The sequence below is a fragment of the Ramlibacter sp. MAHUQ-53 genome, assembly GCF_052600055.1.
In genome coordinates this window covers 53959-77641 of record NZ_JBQWTS010000015.1, presented here as the reverse complement: position 1 = coordinate 77641, position 23683 = coordinate 53959, and the positions used below count along the sequence as shown (strand labels likewise).

Below are 23683 nucleotides of genomic sequence, written 5' to 3'. Positions count from 1 at the left end.
CCTCGCGCGCCGCGGTCGACGCGGGCTACGCCCCGAACGACCTGCAGGTGGGCCAGACCGGCAAGATCGTGGCGCCGCAGCTGTACATCGCCGCCGGCATCTCGGGGGCGATCCAGCACCTGGCGGGCATGAAGGACTCCAAGGTGATCGTGGCGATCAACAAGGACCCCGAGGCCCCGATCTTCAGCGTGGCCGACTACGGCCTCGAGGCGGACCTGTTCGCCGCCGTGCCCGAGCTGGCCCATGGCCTCTGACGCCCTGCGGCAGGACCGGGACGGCGAGGTCCTGGTCCTCACCATCGCGCACCCGCCGATCAACGCCATGTCGACGGTGCTGCGCGCCGCGCTGCTGGAGGCGCTGCGCGCGCTGGACGCCGACGACAGCCTGCGCGGCGCGGTGGTCCGCGGCGAGGGCTCGACCTTCATCGCCGGCGCCGACCTGCGCGAGTTCGGCCGCCCGCTGGAGGAGCCGCAGCTGCCCCAGGTGCTGGATGCCATCGAGCGTTGCCGCAAGCCGGTGGTGGCCGCGATGCACGGCGCCGCGCTGGGCGCGGGCCTGGAGCTGGCCCTGAGCTGCGACGCCCGCATCGCCGCGCCCGGCACCGTCATCGGCCTGCCCGAGGTGACCCTCGGCATCCTGCCCGGCGCCGGCGGCACGCAGCGCCTGCCCCGCGTGGTGGGCGTGGCCCGCGCGCTGGAGCTGATTGGCAAGGGCGAGCGGATCAAGGCCGAGCGCGCCCTCGCGCTGGGCATCGTCGATGCCGTGGCCACGGGCGACCTCACCCAGGCCGCCGTCGCCCGCGTCCGCGAGCTGGCGGGCGCCAAGCGCCGCGTGAGCGAGCGCCCCGTGCCGGCCGACGCGCCCGGGGCCCTCGAGGCCGCCGAGGCGGCGGTGCTCAAGGCCGGCAAGCGCCGCCCCGCCGTGCTCGCCGCCGTGGAGGCGGTGAAGAACGCGGCCCGCCTGCCGTTCGCCGACGGCATCGCGCTGGAGCGCGGCATGTTCATCAAGCTGCGCTCCTCGCCCGAGGCCTACGCGCTGCGCCACCTGTTCTTCGCCGAGCGCCAGGCCGGCCGCCTGCCCGAGGGCCACCCGGCCGCGCCGCGCGCGCTGGACTGCGTGGCCGTGGTGGGCGCGGGCACCATGGGCAGCGGCATCGCCATCGCAGCGCTGGAGGCCGGCCTGCGCGTGGTGCTGCTGGACCAGGATGCCGCCGCCGCCACACGCGGCCGCGACCGGGTGGAGACCCACTACGCCGAGCGCGTCGCCGCCGGCAAGCTCGCCGCCGCGGCGGCGGAGGAGCGCCGCGCCCGCCTCGTCGCCAGCGCCGACTGGGCCGCCCTGTCGGCGGCCGACCTGGTGGTCGAGGCGGTCTACGAGGACCTCGCGGTCAAGCAGGCCGTCTTCCGCACGATCGACGCCCACGCCCGCCCCGGCGCGGTGCTGGCCACCAACACCTCCTACCTCGACGTGGACGCCATCGCCGCCGCCACCTCGCGCCCGCAGGACGTGCTGGGCCTGCACTTCTTCAGCCCGGCGAACGTGATGAAGCTGCTCGAGGTGGTGCGCGCCCGCGCCACCGCGCCCGACGTGCTGGCCACCGGCCTGGCCCTGGGCAAGCGCCTGGGCAAGACCTCGGTGGTGTGCGGCAACGCCTTCGGCTTCATCGGCAACCGCCTCTACAACGCCTGGCGCCGCCAGTGCGAGTTCATGCTGGAGGAGGGCGCCTGGCCCGAGGAGGTGGACCAGGCGCTGGAGGCCTTCGGCTTCGCCATGGGCCCGTTCGCGGTGGCCGACCTCTCGGGGCTGGACATCGCCTGGCGCATGCGCCAGGCCCAGGCCGCCACGCGCGATGCGCGCGAGCGCTACGTCGACATCCTCGACAAGCTCTGCGAGGCCGGGCGGCTGGGCCGCAAGGCCGGCGCGGGCTACTACCGCTACGTCGACGGCAAGCGCGAGCGGGCGAGTGACGAGCAGGTGCGCGCGGTCATCGCCGACGCCAGCGCCCGCCGCGGGCTCACGCGCCAGCCGATCGCGCCGGCGGCGATCCAGCGCCGGGTGATGCTGGCCATGGTGAACGAGGCGGCCCAGGTGCTGGCCGAGGGCGTCGCCGCCCGCGCCAGCGACATCGACGTGGTGCTGGCCCTGGGCTACGGCTTCCCGCGCTGGGAAGGCGGCCCGGTGTTCTGGGCCCGCCGGCAGGACCGCCGCGAGCTGGAGCGGGACATCGCGCAGATGGTGGCCCTCTCGGGCCACGGTTTCCGCGCGGCGGACCTGGAGCCGCTGTTGCGCGAGGCGGACTGAGTCACCCCAGCGCGAACGCCTCCCGCATCGCCTCGCAGAACGCCGGCGAGCCGGAGAGCGTGAGGCTGAGGGTCAGGCGCGGCTGGCCGGCCGCGCCCTCGCGTTCGAGCAGTCGGCCGGTGGCTTCGTCGAAGTCCAGCGTCAGCGGCGTGGGGACCTCGCGCAGGCCCTCCAGCGCGTAGTCCCACTCGCCGCCGTCGTCGGCCGGGCCGCGGCCCCCGGGAAAGGTGTCGTGGGCCCAGGCGAGCACGCGCCGGGCCTCGGCCAGCACCGCCGGCCACTGCGCCGGCGCCACCGAGGCCAGCGCGTCGAAGCTGCCGCGGCCGTCCTCGTCGTCGCTGAACTCGAAGTCGAGGTAGTCCAGGGTCATGCGGTCTGCAGGTGCGCCTTGAGGAACCCGGTGGTGCGGTCCCAGGCCTGCTTCGCCGCCGCGGCGTCGTAGCGCGGCGTGGTGTCGTTGTGGAAGCCGTGCTGCGTGCCGGCGTACTGGTGCGTCTCCACCTTGACGCCGGCCGCCTTCAGCGCCGCCTCGTAGGCAGGCCAGGGCGCGTTGATGCGCTCGTCGATGCCGGCCAGGTGCACCAGCAGCGGGGCCTTCACCTTGGCCGCTTCCTGCGGTGCCGGGGTGTTGCCGTAGAACGGCACGCCCGCGCGCAGCGCCACGGCCTGGGGCTGGGTCGCCAGCCAGTGCACGATGCCGCCGCCCCAGCAGAAGCCGGTGGCGCCGAGGGCGCCGTCGACGTCGGCGCGGGCCTGCAGCCACTGGGCGCTGGCCAGGAAGTCCTGGCGCACCTTGGGCTGGTCCAGCGTGCCGAAGGCCTCGCGGGCCTTGTCCTCGTCGCCGGGGTAGCCGCCCCTGGAGGTGAGCGCGTCGGGCGCGAAGGCCATGTAGCCCTCCAGCGCGAGGCGGCGGGTGATGTCCTCGATGTGCGGGTTCAGCCCGCGGTTCTCGTGCACCACCAGCACCGCGGGCAGCTTGCGCGCGCCGGCGGACGCCGGCCGGGCCCAGTAGCCGCGGATGCTGCCGTGGCCGTTCGGCGAGGGCACGGCCTCGAAGCCGGTGCGCAGGCGGCCGTCATCGGGCTTGACCTGCTGGCCCATGGCGAAGTCGGGGCTGAGCGCCGCCAGCAGGCCGGCGGCAGTGACGCCGGCCTTGGCGAAACGCTGCGCCTTCTCGAGGAAGCCGCGGCGGTCGACGGCACCATGGACATAGGCGTCGAAGAGGATCAACAGGTCCTGGTCGAAGTCCTGGGCAGTGAGGCGAGGGGGCATCGTGTCTCCTGTGGAGGGAACGGAAGGCGGCAGCTTAGCGGCCCGTGGTGGCCCGTGTTGTCGCGGGGGCATCAGCCCGCAGTCCAGTCGGAGTCCACCCGCAATCCGCCCGGACGCCGGCTGGATTCAGCCCGCCGCCCCGGCCTCGACGAAGCGCGCGCGCGGCCGGATCAGGGTGCCGCTGAGGCGCTGCTCGAGCACATGCGCCACCCAGCCCGCCTGCCGCGACAGCAGGAACAGCGCGCCCGCCGTGCCCGGCGGAAAGCGCAGCGCCCGGCAGGCGGCGATCACGGCCAGCTCGTGGCGAGGGGCCAGGCCGTGCCGGCGCTGCGCATGGTCGATCAGGGCCAGCGCCGCCCGCGCGGGCTCGGGCAGGGTCCGGCGCGCGCGCAGCTGCTCCACCAGCCAGCAGGCCCGCGGATCGCCCGCCGGGTACAGGGGATGCCCGAACCCCGGCGTGGCCTGGCCGGCGGACACCAGGCGCTGCAGCTGCCGCTGCATCGCCGCGCCCTGGCCCGCCTCGTCGAGGAAGGCCTCCACCCGCCCGTAGCGCCGGGCCACCTCGGTGCCCGCGCTCGACGCCAGGCCGGCCGCCAGGCAGGCATGGACCGGGCTGCCGCCGGAGGCCGCGATGCGGGCGGCGAAGGTGCCGGGGGACAGCTCGTGGTCCGCCAGCAGCACCAGCATCGCATCGAGCAGGGCCGCGTCGCTGGCCGCCGGGCGCGCGCCCAGGGCCTGGAGCACGGCCTGGGCCACCGACAGCCCCGGCGCCACCGGCCGGTAACGCCCGGCCTTCGAGAGAAAGCCGAAGCAGCCGGCCAGGGTGAGGATCAATTCACGCGCGGCGTCCACCGGCCGGCCGTGGATCAGGCGCTCCTGCGCCGGTCCCCGGCCCAGCCCCAGCTGCAGCACGACGAGGGCGAAGGCCTCGGCGAGCTGGTCCCGCGCCTCGCCCGCGCCCATGTTCTTCAGCAGCGCCTGCAGGGGGCGGTGCGGCGGCGGCGCGGGCCAGGTGAAGGGCTCCTCGTGCCAGAGCCCGGTCCACAGGAGCTCGGCCACCTGCTCGAAGGCGACGCCCCGGCGCGCGAGGTCGACCGCGAGGTGGCCGCGGTAGCGGGGGCCCTGCGGGGTGATCTCGGTGATGCGGGTGGGCACCAGCGGGTGGCCGAGGTTCAGCGCCGACGCCGCCACCGCCTCGGGGCCGCTGCGGGCCTGGGCGCGCTGCTGCAGGCGCTCCAGGTCCTCGCGGGCGTAGAGGCGCTCGCGGGAGCGGCCGTCGCCCACGCTGCGGACCAGGCCGCGGCTGACATACGCATACAGCGTCTGGCGGCGCACGCCGAGCAGGGCGGAGGCCTCGGCAGCCGAGAGGAAGTCGCGGGGAGCGGCAGACATGTTGATCAACCAATCAAGATTGATCAATTCTAGGGCCGCGCCTAGGATCGCGGCTGGCCGAAGAGCCGAACTCCGCCCGGACCCCGTCCGAGACATGACAACGAGGAGACCTGAATGACCTTTCCCGCCCCCGCCGGCCTGCGCCGCCGCGCCCTGCTGCAGGCCGCCGCCCTGGCCGCCGCGCCCGCCGCCTTCGCCCAGGCGCCGGCCTTCCCGCAGCGGCCGGTGCGCATCGTCGTGCCCTACACGCCCGGCGGCTCCAACGACGTGATCGCGCGCCTGGTGGCGCAGAAGCTGCAGGAGCTGTGGCCGCACCCGGTGGTCGTCGACAACAAGCCCGGCGCCGCCGGCAACCTCGGCTCGGCCGAGGTGGTGAAGTCGGCGCCGGACGGCCACACGCTGCTCCTGAACAACATCAACATCACCTCGATGAACCCGGCGCTGATCGAGCGCATGCCGTTCGATGCCAGCCGCGACTTCGCCCACATTTCCCTCCTGGGCACCACCTCGCTGGCCCTGGCGGTGAACCCCGCGGTGCCGGCGCAGACGGTGCAGGAGCTGGTCAAGCTGCTCAGGGCCCGCCCCGGCCGAATGAGCTATGCCTCCAGCGGCAACGGCAGCCCGCAGCACATGGCGATGGAGATGTTCAAGGCGATGACCAAGACCAGCGTCGTCCACATTCCCTACCGCGGCGCCGCCCCGGCCCTCACCGACGTGGTCGGCGGCCAGATCGAGATGACCATCGGTGTCGTGAACCAGGTGATCCCGCACGTGCGGGCCGGCCGCCTGCGCGCGCTGGCCGTGACCAGCCGCAAGCGCCTGCCCGGCCTGCCCGAGGTGCCCACCCTCGACGAGTCCGGCGTGCCCGGCTACGAGTGCGAGATCTGGCTCGGCCTGTCGGCCCCTGCCGGCACGCCCGCGCCCATCGTGGACGCCATCAACCAGGCGGTGCGCCGGGTGATGGCCCAGCCCGACGTCGCCCAGCGCCTGGGCGGCCAGGGCATCGAGGTCCTCACCAGCACGCCGGAGCAGATGCGCCAGCGCGCGGCCGACGACCTCAAGCGCTGGACCGAGGTGATCCGCACCGCCGGCATCCGCGCCGAATGAACCCCCTTCCCGATCGACCCCCACTCCCGACCCCTGACATGACCGATTCCCCCCGGGCCCTCGCCCGCCGCGACGAGCCCCTGCCTTCCCCCGCCAGCGACCAGGTGTGGGGCAGCGACGCCATCGCCGACATGCTGCGCGCGCTGAAGGTGCCCTACGTGGTGCTGAACCCCGGCGCCAGCTTCCGCGGCCTCCACGACAGCCTGGTCAACCACCTGGGCAACGCCGACCCGCAGATGCTGCTGGTGCTGCACGAGGAGCATGCGGTGGCCATCGCCCACGGCTATGCCAAGGTGGGCGGGCAGCCGCTGGCCGCCATCCTCCACAGCAACGTGGGCCTGATGCATGGCTCGATGGCCATCTTCGACGCCTGGGCCGACCGCGTGCCGGTGCTGGTGCTGGGGGCCACCGGGCCGGTGGACGCGGCGCGCCGCCGCCCCTGGATCGACTGGCTGCACACCGCCGCCGACCAGGCCGCCCTGGTGCGCCACTTCATCAAGTGGGACGCGCAGCCCGCCTCGGTGGCCGCGGCCCAGGAGGCGATGCTGCGGGCCTGGCGCATCGCCGACACCGCGCCGCGCGGGCCGACCTATGTCTGCTTCGACGCCGCGCTGCAGGAGTCCCGCCTGCCGGCGCGCCCGGCGCTGCCGGATGTCTCGCGCTACGCCCCGCCGGCCTCGCCGATGCCCGCGCCCGAGGACCTGGCCCGCGCCGCCGACTGGCTGTGGAACGCGAAGCGCCCGGTGATCCTGGCCGGCCGCGTCTCGCGCTGCGAGGCCGGCTGGAACGACCGCATCGCGCTGGCGCAGCGCCTGGGCGCGCAGGTCCTCACCGACCTCAAGCTCGGCGCCGCCTTCCCGACCACGCACCCGCTGCATGCGGGCCCGGCGGGCATGTTCCTCACGCCGGAGACCGCCGCCGTGCTGAAGTCGGCCGACGTGGTCCTGAGCCTGGACTGGCTGGACCTGGGGGGCACGCTCAAGCAGGCCTGGGGCAGCGAGGCGCCGGCCAGCCGCATCATCCAGGCCTCGATGGACCACCAGGTCCACAACGGCTGGAGCATGGACCACCAGTCCCTGCCGCCGGCCGACTGCTTCATGGCCTGCGAGCCCGAGGCCGCCGTGACGGCGCTGCTCGCCGCGCTCGAGGGCCGGGGCCCGCGGCCGGCCGCGCCGCTGCCGGCGCCGCCGGCGCGGACCCCGCGCCGGGTGGACCCGGACGCGCCGATGCAGGTCGCCGACGTCGCCGCCGTGGTGCGCGAGGTGGTGGGCGACCGGCCCACCAGCCTGCTGCGCCTGCCCCTGAGCTGGGCCGGCGACCTGTGGGACTTCGAGCACCCACTGGACTTCCTCGGCTACGACGGCGGCGGCGGCATCGGCTCCGGCCCCGGCATGGTGGTGGGCAGCGCGCTGGCCTTGCAGGGCGGCGACCGGCTGCCCCTGGCCATCATCGGCGACGGCGACTTCCTCATGGGCGTCACCGCCTTCTGGACCGCCGCCAGTGCGCGCGTGCCCTTCGTCTGCCTGGTCGCCAACAACCGCTCCTTCTTCAACGACGAGATCCACCAGGAGCGCGTGGCCCGCGAACGCGGCCGCCCGGTGGAGAACCGCTGGATCGGCCAGCGCATCGACGACCCCGCGCCCGACCTCGCCAAGATGGCGCAGGCCCAGGGCCTCACCGGCTTCGGCCCGGTGCGCACCGCGGCGCAGCTGCGCGAGGTGCTGCCGCAGGCGATCGCCGCCTACGAGCGCGGCGAGGCGGTGGTGGTGGACGTGGTGGTCCAGCCCGGCTACTCGCCCGCCATGAGCCAGGGCATGACCCGTTCGCAGGGGGACTGAGATGACTGCGATGAGCCCCTTCCGGCAGGCCTGGGCCGCCGCCGGCCTCGCCACCCCCGACGGCCAGGACCTCGGCCCCTTCGTCCCCGCGACGCTGCCGACGCAGCGCGGCTCCTACTGGGGCGGCGCCTGGCATGCCGGCAGCGGCGGCGCGCGCACCAGCCTGAACCCCAGCACCGGCGAGCCGCTCGCCGCCTTCACCCTGGCCGCGCCGGCCGACGTGGATGCCGCGGTCGCCGCCGCCCGCGCCGCCTTCCCGGGCTGGGCCGCCACGCCGCCGCTGGCCCGCGCCCGGGCCCTGCGCCGCGCCGCCGACATCGTGCGCGCCCATGCCCTGGAGCTGGCCCTGCTCGATGCCGCCGACTGCGGCAACCCGGTCAAGGCGATGCAGATGGACGCCGAGATCGCGGCCACGCAGCTGGAGTACTTCGCCGGCCTGGTCCTGGAGAACAAGGGCGAGACCATCCCCACCGGCAACCACTCCCTGAACTACACGCTGCGCGAGCCGCTGGGCGTGGTGGCGCGGATCTTCCCGTTCAACCACCCGTTCATGTTCGCCGCCGGCAAGATGGCCGCGCCCCTGGCCGCCGGCAACGTGGTGATCCTCAAGCCGCCGCCGCAGGCGCCGCTGTCCACGCTGCGGCTGATGGAGCTGCTGGACGGCGTGTTCCCGCCCGGCGTGCTCAATTGCGTGGTGGGCGAGCGCGACGTCGGCGCGGCGCTGTCCTCGCACCCGGGGGTGGACGCGGTCGGCCTGATCGGCAGCGTCGGCGCCGGCCAGGCGGTGCTGCGCGCCACCGCCGACAGCATGAAGCGCCCGCTGCTGGAGCTGGGCGGCAAGAACGCCCTCATCGTCTACCCGGACGCCGACTTCGAGGCGGCGGTCGATGGCGCGGTGCGGGGCATGAACTTCACCTGGTGCGGCCAGTCCTGCGGCTCGACCAGCCGGGTGCTGGTGCACGAGAGCCTGCATGACCGCTTCGTCGAGGCGCTGTGCGCGCTGCTGCCGCGCCGCCACCGGCCCGGCGTCGCGACCCACATGGACACCACCATGGGCGCGCTGGTGGACGAGGCGCAGTACCAGCGCTCGCTGTCCTACATCGCCATCGCCCGCGAGCAGGGCGCGCGGGTGGCCTGCGGCGGTGGCCGTCCCGCCGGCCTGGCGCAGGGCTTCTTCGTCGAGCCCACGGTGCTGGTCGATGTGCAGCCCACGCACCGGGTGGCGCGCGAGGAGGTCTTCGGGCCGGTGCTGTCGGTGATGCGCTGGCGCGACGAGGACGCGATGTTCGCCATCGCCAACGGCGTGGACTTCGGCCTCACCGCCTCGGTCTGGACGCAGGACCTGGTGACTGCCCACCGCGCCGCCTCGCGGCTGCAGGCGGGCTATGTCTGGGTGAACGACTGCTCCATCCACCTGCCCGGCGCGCCCTTCGGCGGCTACAAGCTCTCTGGCGTGGGCCGCGAGGAATGCCTGCAGGAGATGCACGAGTTCACGCAGGTCAAGAACGTCAATGTCTCGTTGAGGAGAGGTGTATGAGCGCGCAAGCGGAATCGGGAGCGGCAGCGGCGGCGGAATCGGGCGCCCTGGTGGGCAGCAGCCAGGCCTGGCGGGCGGCGATGGAGAAGCTCGCGGTCATCGACCGCCCGGCCTTCTTCCGCATGGCCCAGCGCCTGCCGGAGCAGGGCCGAACGAACGCGGTGCTGGCGGCGACGCCGCTGCTGAACGTGGTGCTCAAGACCTATGCCAGCGGCGGCGAGAACGAGCTGCACGCGCACACCAACGAGGACCATGTCTTCGTGGTGCTGCAGGGCGCGGCCACGTTCTACGGCCCGCGCGGCGAGGAGAAGGTGGTGCGCACCCACGAGGGCGCGGTGCTGCCGCGGGGCGTGCTGTATCGCTTCGTGGCGCACGAGGGCGAGCCGCTGGTGCTGCTTCGCATCGGCGCCGTCATCGACGCCGCGGGCGACCCGCTGGCGCGGGTGGACGACCAGGGCCAGCCCTTCGACGGCTACTCCGAGGCGAACAAGGAAGTGCCCTGCGTGCTCTCCGAGACGCGCTGGTTCCGCTAGGACGCCGCTAGGACGCGGCGTAGAGGATGGCGGGATAGGTCGTCATCCAGGCCCAGAAGAAGCGGTTCAGCCCGAAGAACCAGAACACCAGGAAGTGGAAGGTGGCGGCCACCGCGCAGAAGGCGGCGGCCAGGCGCGAGTCGAGCAGGGCCAGCGGGAAGCAGCCTTCCCACAGCGTGAAGGCCCAGGCGCAGGCCTGGGCCACGCGCGGGTGGCGAAACAGGCTGCCCGCGGGCAGGGGGCCGTAGACCCCGCTGTCCAGGAAGAAGGGCAAGGCGCGGCCGGTGCGCCACTCGGCCCGCAGCAGCTTGACCCAGCCCGAGACGAAGTACGAGCTCAGGGCCTGCAGGGTGACCCACCACAGGCCGGCGCGCCAGCCGGCGGCATGCGCCAGCAGCAGGCCGGTCAGGCCGACCAGGGTCATGAAGTCGCTGCCGCCGTTGAAGGCCCCGCGCCAGCGAAGCAGCAGGGCCAGCGCGATCACGAACAGGGCCACCGCGCCCGCCGCCGGCAGCAGGCCCGCCATCAGGGCCACGGCCAGCAGGGCGCGCAGGACCAGCATCGCGCGGTAGGGCCCGGGCTGGAACAGGCGATCGAGCAGGGGCAGCAGCCCGCGGGGGAAGCGCGGCACTTCGTCGCGCTGGATGGACCAGTCGCCGACGCGGTCGATGGCTTGCACCCGCAGCTGCTCCAGGGACTGCAGCAGCAGGCTCCACCCGAGCAGCACCTCGAAGGCGCGGGCCGCGAGCTCCAGCGTCATGCGGGCGCCGCGGCCAGGGCCGAGTGCGGTGGCTGCACCGGCATCACCGGGGATTGCAGCAGGCAGTGCGGCGGCTCGCCGCGCGGCGACTCGAGCCGGATCTCGAACTGGAAGGCGGCGGCCTGCGGCGGCAGGGCCTCGCGCGCGAGCCGGTACACCAGCCGGTAGCTCACGAGGTCGCCGGGCTGCGCGCCCTCGGGCAGCTCGTTGACGTCGCTGGCCAGGTGGTCCACCAGGTTCTGGTGCGACAGGGCGAGGTTGACGTCGGGGTTGTGCAGCAGGTGCAGCCAGCGCCGGGCCCGCCGCGGGTACACCCGCTGCCACGGCAGCCACGTACCCTGGGCGTCCTGCCCGCGCACATGCAGGCGCGGCGGGCGGCCGACCGCGTGATAGAACTTCCAGTTCGGGAAGAAGGCGCGCAGGAAGAACAGCCAGCGCCCCCGCACCACCCGGTGGCCTCGGCGCATCGCCCAGGCGAGCAGCGCGAAGTAGGCGACGAAGAGGAGGACGGTGGCTTCCATGGGCCACCGGACTTTAATGCACGGGCCGGCGGCCCTCAGGCCGTCACCAGCCCCTTGCGCAAGGCATACCGCGTCAGGCTGGCCACGTCGCCGATCTTCAGCCGGTCCATGATGCGGGCGCGGTGGACGTCCACCGTCTTGGGACTGAGGTTCAGGGCGTAGGCGATCTGCTTGGAGGCCCGCCCCTTCGCCAGCAGGGTCAGGATCTCGACCTGCCGCGGCGTCAGCTCCTCCTGCGCGCTGGGCTCCGACGGCTCCAGCAGCCGCAGCGACAGCGCGGCGCTGAAGTACGCGCCGGCCTGCACCACCCGGTGCACCGCCTGCTCCAGCTCGAGGGGCGAGGCATCCTTCATCAGGTAGCCGTTGGCGCCGCAGGTCGTGGCCTGGCGCACCACCGAGGCGTTGTCATGCATCGAGAGCATCAGGATGCGCAGCGCCGGGTGGCGGGCGCGCAGCTCGCTCACCGCGCTCAGGCCGTCCTTCACCGGCATCGAGACATCGGTGATGACGACGTCGGGCGCGAGCTCCTCGGTGAGGTCCACCAGCTCCTGCCCGTCGCTCGCCTCGGCGACGACCTCGATGCCTGCGTCCCGTGACAGCAGGGCCCGCAGGCCGCTGCGCACGAGGTCATGGTCGTCGGCGAGGATCACGCGGATCGGGGCGGGCGAGGGGGGGGGCTGCATGTCGTTCTCCCGGGGAGTCCCGGCGGAGCCGGCTGTTCCCGCTCTTTCGGCCGGCGGACGCCGGACTTGAGGGCGGTGGGGCCGGGGCAGGTCAGTCGGCGTCGGCGACCTGCTGGAGCACGGCCACCAGGTCCTCGAGCACCAGGGGCTTGGACAGGTGGCCCTGCATGCCGGCGGCACGGCACTCGTCGATGTCGTCGGCGAAGCTCTTGCCGGTCAGCGCCCACACCGGCGTGGGGCGCACGCCCTTCTCGCCGGCGCGCAGCTCGCGCGTGGCGGCCAGGCCGTCGAGCACGGGCATGTCCAGGTCCATCAGCACCAGGTCGGGGTAGCGGTCGCGCACCTGCTGCAGCGCCTCCACGCCGTCGCGCGCCTCGATGACGCGGTGGCCGCGGTTCTCCAGCTGCGCGCGCATGACCGCGAGATTGAGGTCCAGGTCGTCGGCCACCAGCACCAGCAGGCTGCGCTCGCGCCGCTCGATCGCCGGGCCCCCGGCGGGTTCCTCGGGGCCGGCCAGGGGCAGGGGCAGCGACAGCTGGAACTCGGTGCCGATGCCCTCCCGCGACTGCACGGCCACCGTGCCCCCCATCTTCTCGACCAGCGTCTTGACGATGGCCAGGCCCAGCCCGGCCCCGCCATAGCGCAGGCGCACCGTGCGGTCAGCCTGCTCGAATCGCTCGAACACGCGCGCGAGGTGCTCCGGGCGCATGCCGATGCCGGTGTCGATCACCCGCACCGTCAGCAGCCCCAGGTCCTGCGAGGGATCGGTGGTGGTGCCCAGGCGGGTGAACGAGGCCACCACCCGCACGCCGCCGGCGGCGGTGAACTTGAATGCGTTGGACAGCAGGTTCTCCAGCACCTGCCGCAGGCGCACCGGGTCCCCCACCAGCGCGGGCAGGCCCTCCGGCGCTTCGATCGAGAACTCCAGTCCCTTCTGCAGGGCCACGACGCGGTAGATCGCGCGGCAGGCGTCCAGCACCGGCTCGAGCTGGAACGGGCGTGCGTCGAGGTCGAAGCGGCCGGCGTCGATGCGGGCGAGGTCCAGCACGTCGTTCAGGATGCGCGTGAGCATTTCCGCCGTCTCGCGCACGAAGCGCGCCTGGCGCCGGTGGTCGCCGGCTGGCAGGGTGTCCTCCATCACGCGCGAGAAGCCCATGATGGCGTTGAGCGGGGTGCGCAGCTCGTGGCTCATCGTCGCCAGGAAATCGCCCTTGGCCCGGTTGGCCTGCTCCGCCTGCTGGCGCGCTTGCGTGAGCTCGGTGACGTCCAGGCTGATCCAGTCGAAGACCCGGGTATCGTCCTGGTCCCGGCGCACCAGCAGGGTCTGCAGCGTGCGCTGCACGCCGTCGTCGCCGGTGAAGCGGACCGGCATCACCAGCAGGTGCTCGTCGCCGTCGCGCAGGCCGCGGAAGGCGTCGCGCAGGGCGACCGCGTCCTCCACGTTCGCATGCCGCGACCAGGCGGTGCGGTCGGCCACGATCTCCTCGGCCGGCACGCCGAAGTAGTGCAGCGCGCCTTCACTGACGAAGCTGAATCGCACCTCGCCCCGCTGCCGTCGCACGGTGGCCAGCACGCCGGGCAGGTTGCGACCCACGGTGCGCAGGCTGTGCTGCGTGTCCTCGAGCGCGAGGCGGACCTGGCGCTCCTGGTCGTCCAGGCGCTGGACCAGGCGCAGCACCGCATCGTCGAGGGCGCGCAGTTCGCGCGGGTAGCGGTCCGGCAGGCGCGGCGCGGATTCGCCTTCGCGCAGCTGGCCCAGGCGCTCGATGAATCCCTCCAGCGGCCGCAGTCCCACGCGCGCCGTGTACCAGGCCAGGCCCGCCATCAGCAGCACGGCCAGGGCCGCCGCGACGGCGAGGCGGTTGAACTGCTCGTGCATGGCCGGCGACCAGGCGTCGGCCGGCGCCCGCACCAGGGCGATCCAGCCGAAGCCGCCGAAGGAGTCGCTCCCCGGCTGCGGGGCGTACCCGGTGATGTAGCGGCGGCCGTCCGGCCAGGCCTCGACCAGCCAGCCGCTGGCGCCGTTGCGCGCGCGCTGGATCGATTCCAGCGCCAGGGGCTTGTCGTCGGCGAGGGGCGCGCCTGCCAGGCGCGGGCTGCCGTCCGGCCCGACCAGCCACAGCGTGGCCTGGGGCGGCATGGTGCCGCGCACCGACTTCAGTCGGTCCCGCAGCCAGGGCCAGGACAGGTGCGCCGCCAGCACGCCCTGGAGGACCTGCTGCGTGTCGCGCACCGGCACGGCGATGTCGATGAAGCGCCAGGGCTCGCCGCCGGGCAGGCGCGGCAGCGCGTCGTTCAGCAGCAGGGCCTCGTGCAGGTCGCCGTGGTACAGGCCCCGGGCGCCGCCGCGGAACCAGGTGCGCTGGGCCACGTCCCGGCCCTCGGCGAGGCGGCCGGTGGCCGCGGTGATGCGGCCCTGCGGGTCGGCCAGCCCGATCCAGCTGTAGCCCGGCGTGAGGGCCTGTACCCGCTCGAGTTCGGCGCGCAGGCGGTCCGGCGCGCGCCAGGCGCTGGCCTGCTGCACCTGGTGCTGGTGCTGCAGCAGGTCGATGGTGCGCTCCGCGAGGTTGGCGTCGATGATCTCCATCGCCACCCGCGCGGTGCCGGCGGCCAGGCCCCCGGTCTCGCTCTCCTGGGCCTGCGACATGTGGTCCGCCAGGGCCCACAGCGCCAGGCCGGCGCAGGCCGCGGCCGCGGCCAGGGCCCGCAGGGCGGCCAGGGCCGGCAGCGAGAGGCCGGCCGTGCGGGGGATGAACCACACGGCGAGCCAGGCGGGCAGGCGTGCGGACATCGTGGACATCGCCGGCGGGCGGGTCAGCCCGCCACCGCCGCCAGGGGCGTGGCCTGGCGGTGCAGCCAGCGCCCGAGGGACTGCGACAGCTGCTGAACGTCGATGGGCTTGGCCAGGTAGTCGTCCATGCCGGCCTCGAGGCACTTGTCGCGGTCCTGGCTCGCGGCGCCCGCGGTCAGGGCCACGATCGGCGCCTCGAAGCCGTCCGCGCGCAGCGCGCGGGCCGCTTCGAAGCCGTCCATCACGGGCATCTGGCAGTCCATGAGCACCAGGTCGAAGGCGCCTGCGCGAGCCGCCTCCACCGCCTCGCGCCCGTCCTGCGCCAGGGTGATGTTGCGGTAGCCGAGCTTGGCGAGCAGCGATCGCGCGACCAGCTGGTTGATGGCGTTGTCCTCGACCAGGAGGATCGCCGCGTCGGCCGCTGCCGGCGGGGCGGCCGGAACGCCGGCCTGCGCGGCGGGGACGGCGGCGGCCCGCAGGGGCACGGTGACGGTGAAGGTCGAGCCCACGCCGGGCGTGCTGGCGGCCGTGACGTCGCCACCCATGAGGACGGCGAGGTCGCGCGAGATCGCCAGCCCCAGGCCGGTGCCCTGGTGGTGGCGGCCGGTGCGGGCGCCGGCCTGGGCAAAGCGCTTGAACAGGCGCGGGAGGTCCTCGCGCGAAATGCCGATGCCGCTGTCGGTCACGTCGAAGCGCAGCATGCGCGCGGCGCCGGCGCCCGAGACCGAGGCGCGCAGGCTGAAGGCGCCCCGGTCGGTGAACTTGAGCGCGTTGCCCAGGAGGTTCAGCAGGATCTGGCGCAGGCGGTGGGCATCGGCGCGCACCCGGCGCGGGACGTCGCCGTCCAGGTGCACGCTGAAGTCCACGCCCTTGTGGCGGGCCCGCTCGCCGAAGATGTCGGCGGTCTCGTGGACCAGGGCATGCAGGTCGGTGTCGGACTCCTCCAGCGACATCTGGCCGGCCTCGATCTTGGAGAAGTCGAGGACGTCGTTGACCAGCGTGAGCAGGGTGCTGGCGCAGCTGTTGATCATGCGCACCAGGTCCGACTCGCGCGCGGGCAGGCGGGCCTCCTCGAGCATGCGGGCCAGGCCGATCACGCCATTGATCGGGGTGCGGATCTCGTGGCTCATGGTGGAGAGGAAGTCGGCCTTGGCCCGGTTGGCGTCGTTGGCCGCGTCGACGGCCTCGCGCAGGGCGAGCGCGGCGCGGTGCCGGTCGCTGACGTCCTGGGTGGTGCCCACCACCCGCACCGCGCGGCCCCGGCCATCGCGCTCGGTGACGCGGGCATGGGTGACGACCCGGATGCGCTCGCCGCGCCCGTCGACCATCTGGTGCTCGCGCTGCATCACGGCGATCTCGCCCTTGAGGAGCCGCACCAGGTCGTCACGCGCGTCCTGCATCTCGGTGCCCGGGGCGAGTTCGGCCATCTGGGCCACGCCCAGGCTGCGCGCCTCGGGCGCGAAGCCGAAGAACCGGGACCAGCCCTCGGACAGGTGGATGCGGCCCGCCAGCGGCTCGAGCTCCCACAGGCCCAGGCCCACGGATTCCAGCGCGACGGCCAGCCGGTGCTCGCTGGCACGCAGCGACTGCTCGGCGCGGCGCTGGGCGGTGACGTCGGTGTACACCCGCACGTGGCCGCCGTCGGGCATGTGCGCAATGCGCACGTCCAGCACCGAGCCGCGCGCGCTGGCATGCTCGAACTGTTCGTCCTGTCCCTCGCGGATGCGCGCCACGCGGGCGCGCACCAGGTCGGCCGGGTCGCCGGCGCCCCATTCGCCGCGCGCGGCCAGGTACCTGGCCAGGTCCTGGTAGCGGGCGTCGGGTCCGCCGAGCACGTCCTCCGGTAGGTCCAGGAGTTCGTTCACGCGGCGGTTGCTGGCGACCAGGCGCAGGTCCTCGTCGAACACCGCCAGGCCCGAGGGCAGGGCGGAGATGATGGATTCGAGCTGCTCGTTGCGCGCGATCAGCTCCATCTGCAGCGCGCGCACCTCGGTGATGTCGTTGACCGAGCCGATGAAGGCCACCGCGCCGGCGTTGCGGTCGGCGGGCTCCAGGCGCAGGCGCAGCCAGCGCACGACGGGCTGGCGCGGGTCGGTGCGGAAGTCCACCTGGAAGCGGGCCCGGCGCCGGATCGCGGACTCCCAGCCGCCGCGGACCTCGTCGCGGTCCTGCGGGTGCACCGCGCGCAGCCAGTCCCAGCCCAGGGCCTCGCCCAGGTGGGGCACTCCCAGCATCGCCAGCCAGCGCGGGTTGGCATGCACCAGCGCGCCGCGGGTGTCGGCCGCGACCAGGCCCACCGGCGAAAGCTCGGCCAGGCTCTCGGTGTAGCCCAGGAGCTCGTTCTTGCGCAGGCGGGTCTCGCGCTCGCGAAGCAGCAGCACGTCGACGACGCTGGCGGCCAGGCCGGTGAGCAGGCGGCGGTGCTCGGGGCTCAGGCGCCCCGGGCGGTGGTCGATCAGGCACAGGGTGCCGATGCGCTCGCCCTCCGGCATCGCCAGCGGCACGCCGGCGTAGTGCACGACGCGCGGCTCGCCCACCGAGAGGGGGTTGTCATGGAAGCGCGGGTCGGCGAGCGCGTCCTCGATCTCGAAGATGCCGTCCTGGCCGATGGCGTGGCCGCAGAAGGAGACGTCGCGCGGCGTCTCGCAGCCCTGGCCCAGGCCCACCGCGGACTTGAACCACTGGCGGTCCTGGTCGACCAGCGAGACCAGCGCGATCGGCATGCCGGTGGCCTGGCTGGCCAGGCGCGTGAGCCCGTCCAGCGCCGCCTCGGCCCCGGTGTCCAGGATGTCCATGGCGCGCAGGCGCCGCAGGCGCGCAGCGTCGTCGTGGGGGATGGGGGCTGCCAGCATGGTGACTTGTTCTCTCGGCGGCGGCGATGGGGATGATTGGACGAGGCGCGGCGGGGCGCCGGGCTAAGGCAATCGCCCAGGGGGGTTAGGAAAATTCCTTAGGCCGGCGCCGGGCCGGCGGGCGCGAGGGCGAGCAGGGTCAGGCGCACGGCCTCTTCGAGCCGCGCCAGCGTGGTGCCGTCCTGGGCGCCGGGCGGGCGCGCGAAGGCCTGTTCGACGCTCGCGGCGCTGCTGGCCAGGTGCATCGCGCCGAGCGTGCCGGCCGAACCCTTGAGGGAGTGCGCCTCGCGCACCACCACCTCGCGCCGGCCCTCGCGCGCGGCATCGGCCAGGTTGGCGTGCAGCTGCGGCGTGTCCTGCGTGAAGAGGTCGACCAGGGCGTCGTAGAAGTCCGGGTCGCAACCGAGCCGGGCCATGGCGGCGGCACGATCGAGCATCGGCTCGGGGACGTGCGACACCTCCTCTCCGCCGGCATGGCCTGCAGGCGCTTCGAGCAGGTCGCGCAGGGCGGCTGGCAGCCGTGCATCGGCCTCGACGGGCGGCAGGGCGGGCGCGGGCGCCGCCGCCGGGGCGGCCGCGGGCCGCGTGACCTCCAGCACGGTGCGCACCAGCAGCGCCACGTCGATGGGCTTGGCGAGGTGGGCGTCCATCCCCGCGGCGAGGCAGGCCGCGCGGTCGGCAGCGCTCCCGTTGGCCGTGAGCGCGATGACCGGCAGGTGGCTGAAGCCGCAGATCTGCCGGATCTCGCGGGTGGTCTCCAGGCCGTCCATGTTCGGCATCTGCCAGTCCATCAGGATCGCGTCGAACTCGCCCCCGGCCACCAGGTGGGTGAGGGCGTCGAGGCCGTCGACCGCGACGGAGACCGTGGCGCCCTGGGCGGTGAGCAGGCGGCTGGCGACCAGCTGGTTGTTCACGTTGTCCTCCGCCAGCAGCAGGCGCAGGCCGGCCAGCGGGCGGCCGATCGGGGTCGGGCGCGCCGGCGGCGGGCCGGCCTGCTGGCGCGCCTGGGCCACGCCCTCGGCCAGCAGGCCCGCGGTGGTGGGCTGCACGAGCAGCGCGGGCAGGCGCTGTCGGCTGGCGGTGTCCAGCGTCCCCCAGGCCTGGCCGCCGGGGACGTTGCCCGTGACCAGGACCGGCGTGCCCGTGGGCACCAGGATCTCCGACAGGCGCAGCGCGGCCTCGAAGTCGCCGCTGCCGTCGAGCCGCCACTCCACCAGCGCGGCGTGCAGCCGCGGCGTCTGGATCGCCACCTCGAGCGCCTCCTCGACGCCCGCGGCCTGCACCGGGTTCCAACCCAGCGTGCGGACCATGCGGGCCAGCGCCTCGCGGCGGACGGGGTGGTGGTCGGCCACCAGGACGCGGGGCGCGGTGGCCTGCGCCCCGCGTTCGGGCGTCCCGGGCGTCTCGGATTCCACCGGGAGGGTGAGGCGGAAGCCGACGCGGCTGCCGCGGCCGGCATCGCTGTGGATCTCCAGCGCGCTGTCCATCAGCGCCAGCAGCTGGCGGCTGGTGGCCAGCCCCAGGCCCATGCCGCCGAACACGCGGGTACTGCTGGCGTCGGCCTGGCCCAGCCCGCCGCGCACGCGCGCCAGGGTCGGGGCGTCCATGCCCTGGCCGGTGTCTTCGAACGCGAAGGCCAGCGTCGCGCGGCCCGCCGGCGCGGCCTCGCGCGAGACGCGCAGGACGGCATGGCCGCCGGCGGTGAACTTGAGGGCGTTGCTGCCCAGGTGGCGCAGCACCTGGCCGATGCGGCGGGCGTCGCCGAGCAGGCGATCAGGCACGTCGGGGTCGATGTCGAAGGCGACGGCCACCGGCCGGTCCCCGGCGGCATGGGACAGCACCACCGACAGCTCCCGCAGCAGCGCGTCGAGGCTGAAGGGCGCGGGCTGCAGGGCCGCGCGGCCCTCCTGCGCCTCAGCGCAATCGAGCACCTGGCTCACGATGTCCTGCAGGCTGCGGGCGGCGTCCTGGGCCTTGCGCAGGTACTCGCCGGTGCCGGCGGCGGCAGGGTCGCCCTGGACGACCTGCAGCAAGCCGGCGATGGCGTTGAGCGGCGTGCGCAGCTCGTGTCCCAGGTTGGAGATGAAGCGGCCGGCGGCGTCCTCGAGCTCTCGGACCCGGGCCTGGGCCTGGTGCAACCCGGCCAGGTCCGGCGGCGGCGGTGGCGGGTGGCGCGGCCCGGCGGGCGGGGCGTCCTGGCCGGACAGGGCCAGCGAGCCGTCCTCCAGGCGCACGGCGGTGAAGGCCACGCGCCGGCCGCCCGGCATGAGCCGCTCGAAGCGGCGCGGCGCCTCGGGCGCTGCGCCATCCATCATCAGCAGGCCGGTCGGCTCGGCGCCGGGGGTGGCGCGGGTGCGCAGCAGGTCGACCAGCGCGGGAAAGCGCAGGCCCTCGTGGAGGCTGCCGGGCGGCAGCCCGAGCAGGGCGGCGAAACCGGTGCTGCAGTAACCGAGGCGCTGCGTGGCGTCGAACACGGCCAGCCCCCCGGGCAGGGCGTCCAGGGCGGCGAGGGCCGCCTGGCCCGGCGGGGCGTCGTCCGGGGCCGGGGGACGGGCGCGCCCGAGCAGGCGTTCGAGCATTTCGGGCATGCGGGTCTCCGTGTCCGTTGCGGGAAAGGTGCAGGGGGGCCTCGGGTCGACCCGGGGCCATGCCGGATATTCGGCCGAGCCGGCGCGAACTGAAACGCGGATAAGAGGGGGGATTCCGCCGGATGCCGGGGCGCCATGGCGAGGCGCGCGCAGGCCGCGCCGAAATGAAAAAGCCTGCTACTGATTCAGTAGCAGGCTTTCGTGCCCCGGAGGGCTTGTCGGGTGGTGGGTCCTGTAGGATTCGAACCTACGACCTACGGATTAAGAGTCCGCTGCTCTACCAACTGAGCTAAGAACCCGCACCGTTGAATTGCTGCAACGGCGAAACCGAGAGTATAGCAGCATTCGCCACCTGCCCCTGGCGCCGGCCCGGCGCCCCGGGCTCCTGGCGTGTTCCCTTCCCCGATCCCGCACCTGCCCGGCGGCCTGGTGGCCAGAGAGCCATCTGTTGGATTGATATTCAGAAAGTAGTCAATTCCCTAAGGATGAACCCCAGGAATTGTTGCGATTTTGCAGCGCGTCTTGCGTGCCTCTCCGATCAACCGATAATGAATATCAAAATGATAATAGTGGTCATAACGATTGGAGGCTGACGCGGTGGAGACGAAACGGCCCGGGGGCGGAGACGGCGCGGTCGATGCCGCCGAGGCCACGCGCTGGCCGCTCGCGGCGAGCATGCCCCTGACGCTGGTGATCACGCTGGGCAGCCTGGTGCTGCTCGCGGGCATCTGGCTGACCACCCTCGAGCGCATCATCGTGGAGCGGGACCAGGCCGTGGCGTCCGCCCAGGAGGCGAACGCGAACCTGGCCATCGCGTTCGAGCAGCACACCTTCCGCACCCTCAAGGCCGCCGAGCAGGTGGCGGCGTTCGTGCGCGAGCGGTACCTGAAGGAGGGCAAGGCCCTGGACCTGCGCCGGCTCGTGGACCAGCAGGTGATCCGCGAGGGGCGCTTCACGGTGATCCACCTGGTCGGCGCCGACGGCCACATCATCAGCAGCTCAGGCCCGGTGGGGGAGCGCGTCAACTACGCGGACCGGGACTTCTTCTCCGCCCAGCGCGAGGCCCGGCGCGACGCGCTGTTCGTGGGCCGGCCGGTCCTGGGCCGTCTCTCGGGCCGCTGGCTCATCCCGATGGCGCTGCGCATCACCGGCGCCGACGGCGGCTTCGCCGGCCTGGTGGTGCTGACGGTCGAGCCGGCCGACTTCACCGACTTCTACCGCCAGGTCGACCTGGGCCCCCAGGGCCTGCTCGAGGTCACGGGGCTGGACGGGATCGTGCGTTCGCGCAAGGTCGGCGGCGACCTGAGCTTCGGCATGGATGCCCGCGGCTTCAGCTGGTTCACGCAGCGCGCCGTGGAGCGCGAGGGCTCCTTCGTCGACCCCGGCGCCGACGCCAACGGCGTGGCGCGGATCGTCAGCTACCGCACCGTCGTCGGCTACCCGCTGATGGTGGTCGTGGGCACCGACTACGCCGAGGACCTGGCCCCCGCGCGGCAGGCGCGCCTCGTCTACCTGCTGATGGCCGGGGGCGGGACGGTGGTGATCCTGGGCTTCAGCGGCCTGCTGCTGCTGGTGCTGGCGCGCCAGCGCGCCGCGGCGGCGGCGCTGCAGGACAGCGAGGCGCTGTACCGGGCCACCTTCCACCAGGCGGCCATGGGCATCGCCCACATCGCGCCCGACGGCCGCCTGCTGCGGGCCAACGAGAAGTTCTGTCGCATGCTGGGCTACAGCCGCGAGGAACTGCTCGCGCGCACCGTGTTCGACCTGAGCGACGAGGACCTGCGCCCCGTGGTGCGCCAGTTCCTGGCGCGGCGGCTGTCCTCCGGCTCGGCAGCGTTTCCGCCGGAGATCGAGAAGCAGTACCGCCGCAAGAACGGCTCCACCGTGTGGGTCTGCGAGGCGCTGAGCGTGGTGACCGACCCCCAGGGCGTGCCGTCTTACCTCGTGGCCGTCACCCAGGACATCACCGCCCGCAAGATCCTGGAGGCGCGGCTGTCGCACAACGCGCTGCACGACGCCCTCACCGGCCTGCCCAATCGGGTGCTGCTCCTGGACCGGCTCGGCCGCGTGCTCGAGTCCGCGCGCCGGCATGGCGAGCTGGCGGGCGTCCTGTACCTCGACCTGGACGGCTTCAAGCCGGTGAACGACAGCCTCGGCCATGCCGCCGGCGACCTGCTGCTGCAGCAGGTCGCGGAGCGCCTGGTGGCCTGCGTGCGGGCGGAGGACACGGTGGCGCGCGTCGGCGGGGACGAGTTCGCCGTGGTGCTGGCCAAGCTGGCGCTGCCGGGGGACTGCGAGGTGGTGGCCGCCAAGATCATCGGCGCGCTGGCCATCCCGTTCGACCTGGAGGGCACGCCGGTGGAGGTCTCCGCCAGCGTGGGCGCCGCGGTGTACCCCGCGCATGGCGACACGCCCGGGACCCTGGTGGCCCATGCCGACGCCGCCATGTATGCCGCCAAGACCGCCGGCAAGAACCGATTCAGCTGGGAGATTCCTCGCGCCGATGTTCCAGGCGGGAGCGTTGCCTAGGCCCTACCCCGGTTCGGCGGTCGGGCTGGGGGCGCCCGGCTCGGCGCGCTGGCGAGCCGCCGCCATTTCGGCGTAGATGCGGTCGATCAACCCGCGCAGCACCACGATGTCCTCGTTGCGGTCGTGCATGCGCGTGCTCATGATGATCGGCGACACGGCCTGCGGGTCGCTCAGGGGGCGGTAGACCACCTCGTCAGGCCGCAGCCGGCTCACGCCGGTGGGCACCACGCAGATGCCCATGCCCGCCGCCACCAGGCCCAGCGCGGTCTGGATTTCCTGGACCTCATGCACGTTGGCGGGTTGAAGGCCCTGGTCGCGGAACAGCGACAGCACCTGGTCCGCGTAGCTCGGACGCGGTCGCTTCGGGTAAACCAGGATGTCGTAATTCTCGAGCGCGGCGAGAATGACCGGCTTTTCTGAAATCGCGAGACTATGCTCCAAGGGTATCGCCACCACCAGGCGTTCCTCGCGCAGCACCTCCCGCTGGATGCTCGGATCGTCCAGCCGGACGCGTCCGAATCCCACGTCGATGCGCCCGGCCTTCAGGGCCTCCGTCTGGTCCAGCGTCGACATCTCCTCCAGCGCGATTTCCACCTGCGGCAGTTCGGCCCGGAACAGCCGCACCAGCCGCGGCAGCGCGCCGTACATCGTCGACGCGACGAAGCCGATCACCAGCCTGCGCTCCATTCGCGCCACGCGGCGCGTGGCCCGCGCGGCCTGGGCCGCCTGCTCCAGCAGGCGCGTGGCATGGCTGTAGAAGAAGCGCCCCGGCTCCGTCAGTTTCAGCGGGCGTGAGCCGCGCTCGAACAGCGGCGTCCCCAGTTCCTCTTCCAGATCCTGGATCTGCCGGCTCAGCGGGGGCTGCGAGATGTGCAGCCGCCCGGCGGCTCGCGTGAAGCTCTGCTCGTCGGCGACGGCAACGAAGTAGCGCAGGTGTCGCAGTTCCATTCCATACCTTAAGAGTATGTATACAGTCTAA

Annotated in this window: 17 protein-coding genes and 1 tRNA gene; 7 read left to right on the top strand and 11 right to left on the bottom strand. The window is 73.6% G+C overall.

Features of this window, described 5'->3' with window-relative positions:
* The coding region (locus tag ACT80S_RS18215) for an electron transfer flavoprotein subunit alpha/FixB family protein (RefSeq protein WP_377418629.1) at window positions 1–254 on the top strand (254 nt) is incomplete at its 5' end.
* Window positions 244–2301: a 3-hydroxyacyl-CoA dehydrogenase NAD-binding domain-containing protein gene (locus tag ACT80S_RS18210; protein WP_377418626.1), complete on the top strand. Its 2058-nt coding sequence runs from the start codon at window positions 244–246 to the stop codon at window positions 2299–2301. The genes ACT80S_RS18215 and ACT80S_RS18210, both read left to right, overlap by 11 nt.
* A gap of 1 nt (window position 2302) precedes the next feature.
* On the opposite strand, the gene ACT80S_RS18205 is transcribed toward ACT80S_RS18210, so the two are convergent.
* The 3 genes from ACT80S_RS18205 to ACT80S_RS18195 all read right to left on the bottom strand — a co-directional run bounded on the left by ACT80S_RS18205 (window position 2303) and on the right by ACT80S_RS18195 (window position 4965).
* The gene (locus ACT80S_RS18205) at window positions 2303–2671 is read right to left on the bottom strand and encodes a hypothetical protein (protein ID WP_377418623.1); all 369 of its coding nucleotides are present in this window, start codon (window positions 2669–2671) and stop codon (window positions 2303–2305) included.
* Entirely contained in the window at window positions 2668–3573 is a 906-nt protein-coding gene (locus tag ACT80S_RS18200) for a dienelactone hydrolase family protein (protein WP_377418620.1), read from the bottom strand. The genes ACT80S_RS18205 and ACT80S_RS18200 overlap by 4 nt, the downstream gene beginning before the upstream one ends.
* A gap of 126 nt (window positions 3574–3699) precedes the next feature.
* On the bottom strand, window positions 3700–4965 hold the full coding sequence (locus tag ACT80S_RS18195; RefSeq protein ID WP_377418617.1) for a citrate synthase: 1266 nt from the start codon (window positions 4963–4965) through the stop codon (window positions 3700–3702).
* A gap of 114 nt (window positions 4966–5079) precedes the next feature.
* Between ACT80S_RS18195 and ACT80S_RS18190 the strand changes: the two genes are divergently transcribed.
* From ACT80S_RS18190 to ACT80S_RS18175, 4 genes are read left to right on the top strand one after another with little or no spacing between them, the layout of a single operon-like run.
* On the top strand, window positions 5080–6072 hold the full coding sequence (locus ACT80S_RS18190) for a tripartite tricarboxylate transporter substrate binding protein (RefSeq protein WP_377418614.1): 993 nt from the start codon (window positions 5080–5082) through the stop codon (window positions 6070–6072).
* A gap of 38 nt (window positions 6073–6110) precedes the next feature.
* The gene (locus tag ACT80S_RS18185) at window positions 6111–7910 is read left to right on the top strand and encodes a thiamine pyrophosphate-binding protein (protein ID WP_377418611.1); all 1800 of its coding nucleotides are present in this window, start codon (window positions 6111–6113) and stop codon (window positions 7908–7910) included.
* A 10-nt stretch (window positions 7911–7920) separates the two neighbouring features.
* Window positions 7921–9447 carry an aldehyde dehydrogenase family protein gene (locus ACT80S_RS18180; RefSeq protein WP_377418609.1) on the top strand — a complete coding sequence of 509 codons (1527 nt, stop codon included), beginning with the start codon at window positions 7921–7923 and terminating at the stop codon, window positions 9445–9447.
* Window positions 9444–9980: a cupin domain-containing protein gene (locus ACT80S_RS18175; protein ID WP_377418606.1), complete on the top strand. Its 537-nt coding sequence runs from the start codon at window positions 9444–9446 to the stop codon at window positions 9978–9980. The genes ACT80S_RS18180 and ACT80S_RS18175 overlap by 4 nt, the downstream gene beginning before the upstream one ends.
* Before the next feature lie 7 nt (window positions 9981–9987).
* Here the strand turns inward: ACT80S_RS18175 and ACT80S_RS18170 are convergent, their stop codons facing one another.
* The 7 genes from ACT80S_RS18170 to ACT80S_RS18140 form a co-directional block, all read right to left on the bottom strand.
* Window positions 9988–10740: a hypothetical protein gene (locus tag ACT80S_RS18170; RefSeq protein ID WP_377418603.1), complete on the bottom strand. Its 753-nt coding sequence runs from the start codon at window positions 10738–10740 to the stop codon at window positions 9988–9990.
* A complete protein-coding gene (locus ACT80S_RS18165; protein WP_377418601.1) occupies window positions 10737–11261 on the bottom strand; it encodes a hypothetical protein in 525 nt (174 codons plus the stop codon). The genes ACT80S_RS18170 and ACT80S_RS18165 overlap by 4 nt, the downstream gene beginning before the upstream one ends.
* A gap of 35 nt (window positions 11262–11296) precedes the next feature.
* Window positions 11297–11944: a response regulator gene (locus ACT80S_RS18160; RefSeq protein WP_377418598.1), complete on the bottom strand. Its 648-nt coding sequence runs from the start codon at window positions 11942–11944 to the stop codon at window positions 11297–11299.
* A gap of 91 nt (window positions 11945–12035) precedes the next feature.
* Window positions 12036–14744, bottom strand: coding sequence for an ATP-binding protein (locus ACT80S_RS18155; protein WP_377418594.1), 2709 nt, complete (start codon window positions 14742–14744; stop codon window positions 12036–12038).
* A 14-nt stretch (window positions 14745–14758) separates the two neighbouring features.
* The gene (locus ACT80S_RS18150; protein ID WP_377418590.1) at window positions 14759–17587 is read right to left on the bottom strand and encodes a PAS-domain containing protein; all 2829 of its coding nucleotides are present in this window, start codon (window positions 17585–17587) and stop codon (window positions 14759–14761) included.
* A gap of 98 nt (window positions 17588–17685) precedes the next feature.
* Window positions 17686–20175: a response regulator gene (locus tag ACT80S_RS18145; RefSeq protein WP_377418587.1), complete on the bottom strand. Its 2490-nt coding sequence runs from the start codon at window positions 20173–20175 to the stop codon at window positions 17686–17688.
* A gap of 223 nt (window positions 20176–20398) precedes the next feature.
* Window positions 20399–20474, bottom strand: a tRNA-Lys gene (locus ACT80S_RS18140).
* A 298-nt stretch (window positions 20475–20772) separates the two neighbouring features.
* Between ACT80S_RS18140 and ACT80S_RS18135 the strand changes: the two genes are divergently transcribed.
* A complete protein-coding gene (locus tag ACT80S_RS18135; RefSeq protein ID WP_377418583.1) occupies window positions 20773–22704 on the top strand; it encodes a sensor domain-containing diguanylate cyclase in 1932 nt (643 codons plus the stop codon).
* A gap of 3 nt (window positions 22705–22707) precedes the next feature.
* Here the strand turns inward: ACT80S_RS18135 and ACT80S_RS18130 are convergent, their stop codons facing one another.
* Complete coding sequence (locus ACT80S_RS18130; RefSeq protein ID WP_377418580.1) at window positions 22708–23652, bottom strand: LysR family transcriptional regulator; 945 nt, start codon at window positions 23650–23652, stop codon at window positions 22708–22710.
* Window positions 23653–23683 lie beyond the last annotated feature (31 nt).

Coding starts and splice junctions, on each gene's coding strand:
- ACT80S_RS18195 (WP_377418617.1), bottom strand. CDS start 4,965: ATGTCTGCCGCTCCCCGCGACTTCCTCTCGGCTGCCGAGGCCTCCGCC.
- ACT80S_RS18170 (WP_377418603.1), bottom strand. CDS start 10,740: ATGACGCTGGAGCTCGCGGCCCGCGCCTTCGAGGTGCTGCTCGGGTGG.
- ACT80S_RS18150 (WP_377418590.1), bottom strand. CDS start 17,587: ATGCTGGCAGCCCCCATCCCCCACGACGACGCTGCGCGCCTGCGGCGC.
- ACT80S_RS18130 (WP_377418580.1), bottom strand. CDS start 23,652: ATGGAACTGCGACACCTGCGCTACTTCGTTGCCGTCGCCGACGAGCAG.
- ACT80S_RS18180 (WP_377418609.1), top strand. CDS start 7,921: ATGAGCCCCTTCCGGCAGGCCTGGGCCGCCGCCGGCCTCGCCACCCCC.
- ACT80S_RS18155 (WP_377418594.1), bottom strand. CDS start 14,744: ATGTCCACGATGTCCGCACGCCTGCCCGCCTGGCTCGCCGTGTGGTTC.
- ACT80S_RS18160 (WP_377418598.1), bottom strand. CDS start 11,944: ATGCAGCCCCCCCCCTCGCCCGCCCCGATCCGCGTGATCCTCGCCGAC.
- ACT80S_RS18165 (WP_377418601.1), bottom strand. CDS start 11,261: ATGGAAGCCACCGTCCTCCTCTTCGTCGCCTACTTCGCGCTGCTCGCC.
- ACT80S_RS18175 (WP_377418606.1), top strand. CDS start 9,444: ATGAGCGCGCAAGCGGAATCGGGAGCGGCAGCGGCGGCGGAATCGGGC.
- ACT80S_RS18190 (WP_377418614.1), top strand. CDS start 5,080: ATGACCTTTCCCGCCCCCGCCGGCCTGCGCCGCCGCGCCCTGCTGCAG.
- ACT80S_RS18205 (WP_377418623.1), bottom strand. CDS start 2,671: ATGACCCTGGACTACCTCGACTTCGAGTTCAGCGACGACGAGGACGGC.
- ACT80S_RS18185 (WP_377418611.1), top strand. CDS start 6,111: ATGACCGATTCCCCCCGGGCCCTCGCCCGCCGCGACGAGCCCCTGCCT.
- ACT80S_RS18145 (WP_377418587.1), bottom strand. CDS start 20,175: ATGCCCGAAATGCTCGAACGCCTGCTCGGGCGCGCCCGTCCCCCGGCC.
- ACT80S_RS18200 (WP_377418620.1), bottom strand. CDS start 3,573: ATGCCCCCTCGCCTCACTGCCCAGGACTTCGACCAGGACCTGTTGATC.
- ACT80S_RS18210 (WP_377418626.1), top strand. CDS start 244: ATGGCCTCTGACGCCCTGCGGCAGGACCGGGACGGCGAGGTCCTGGTC.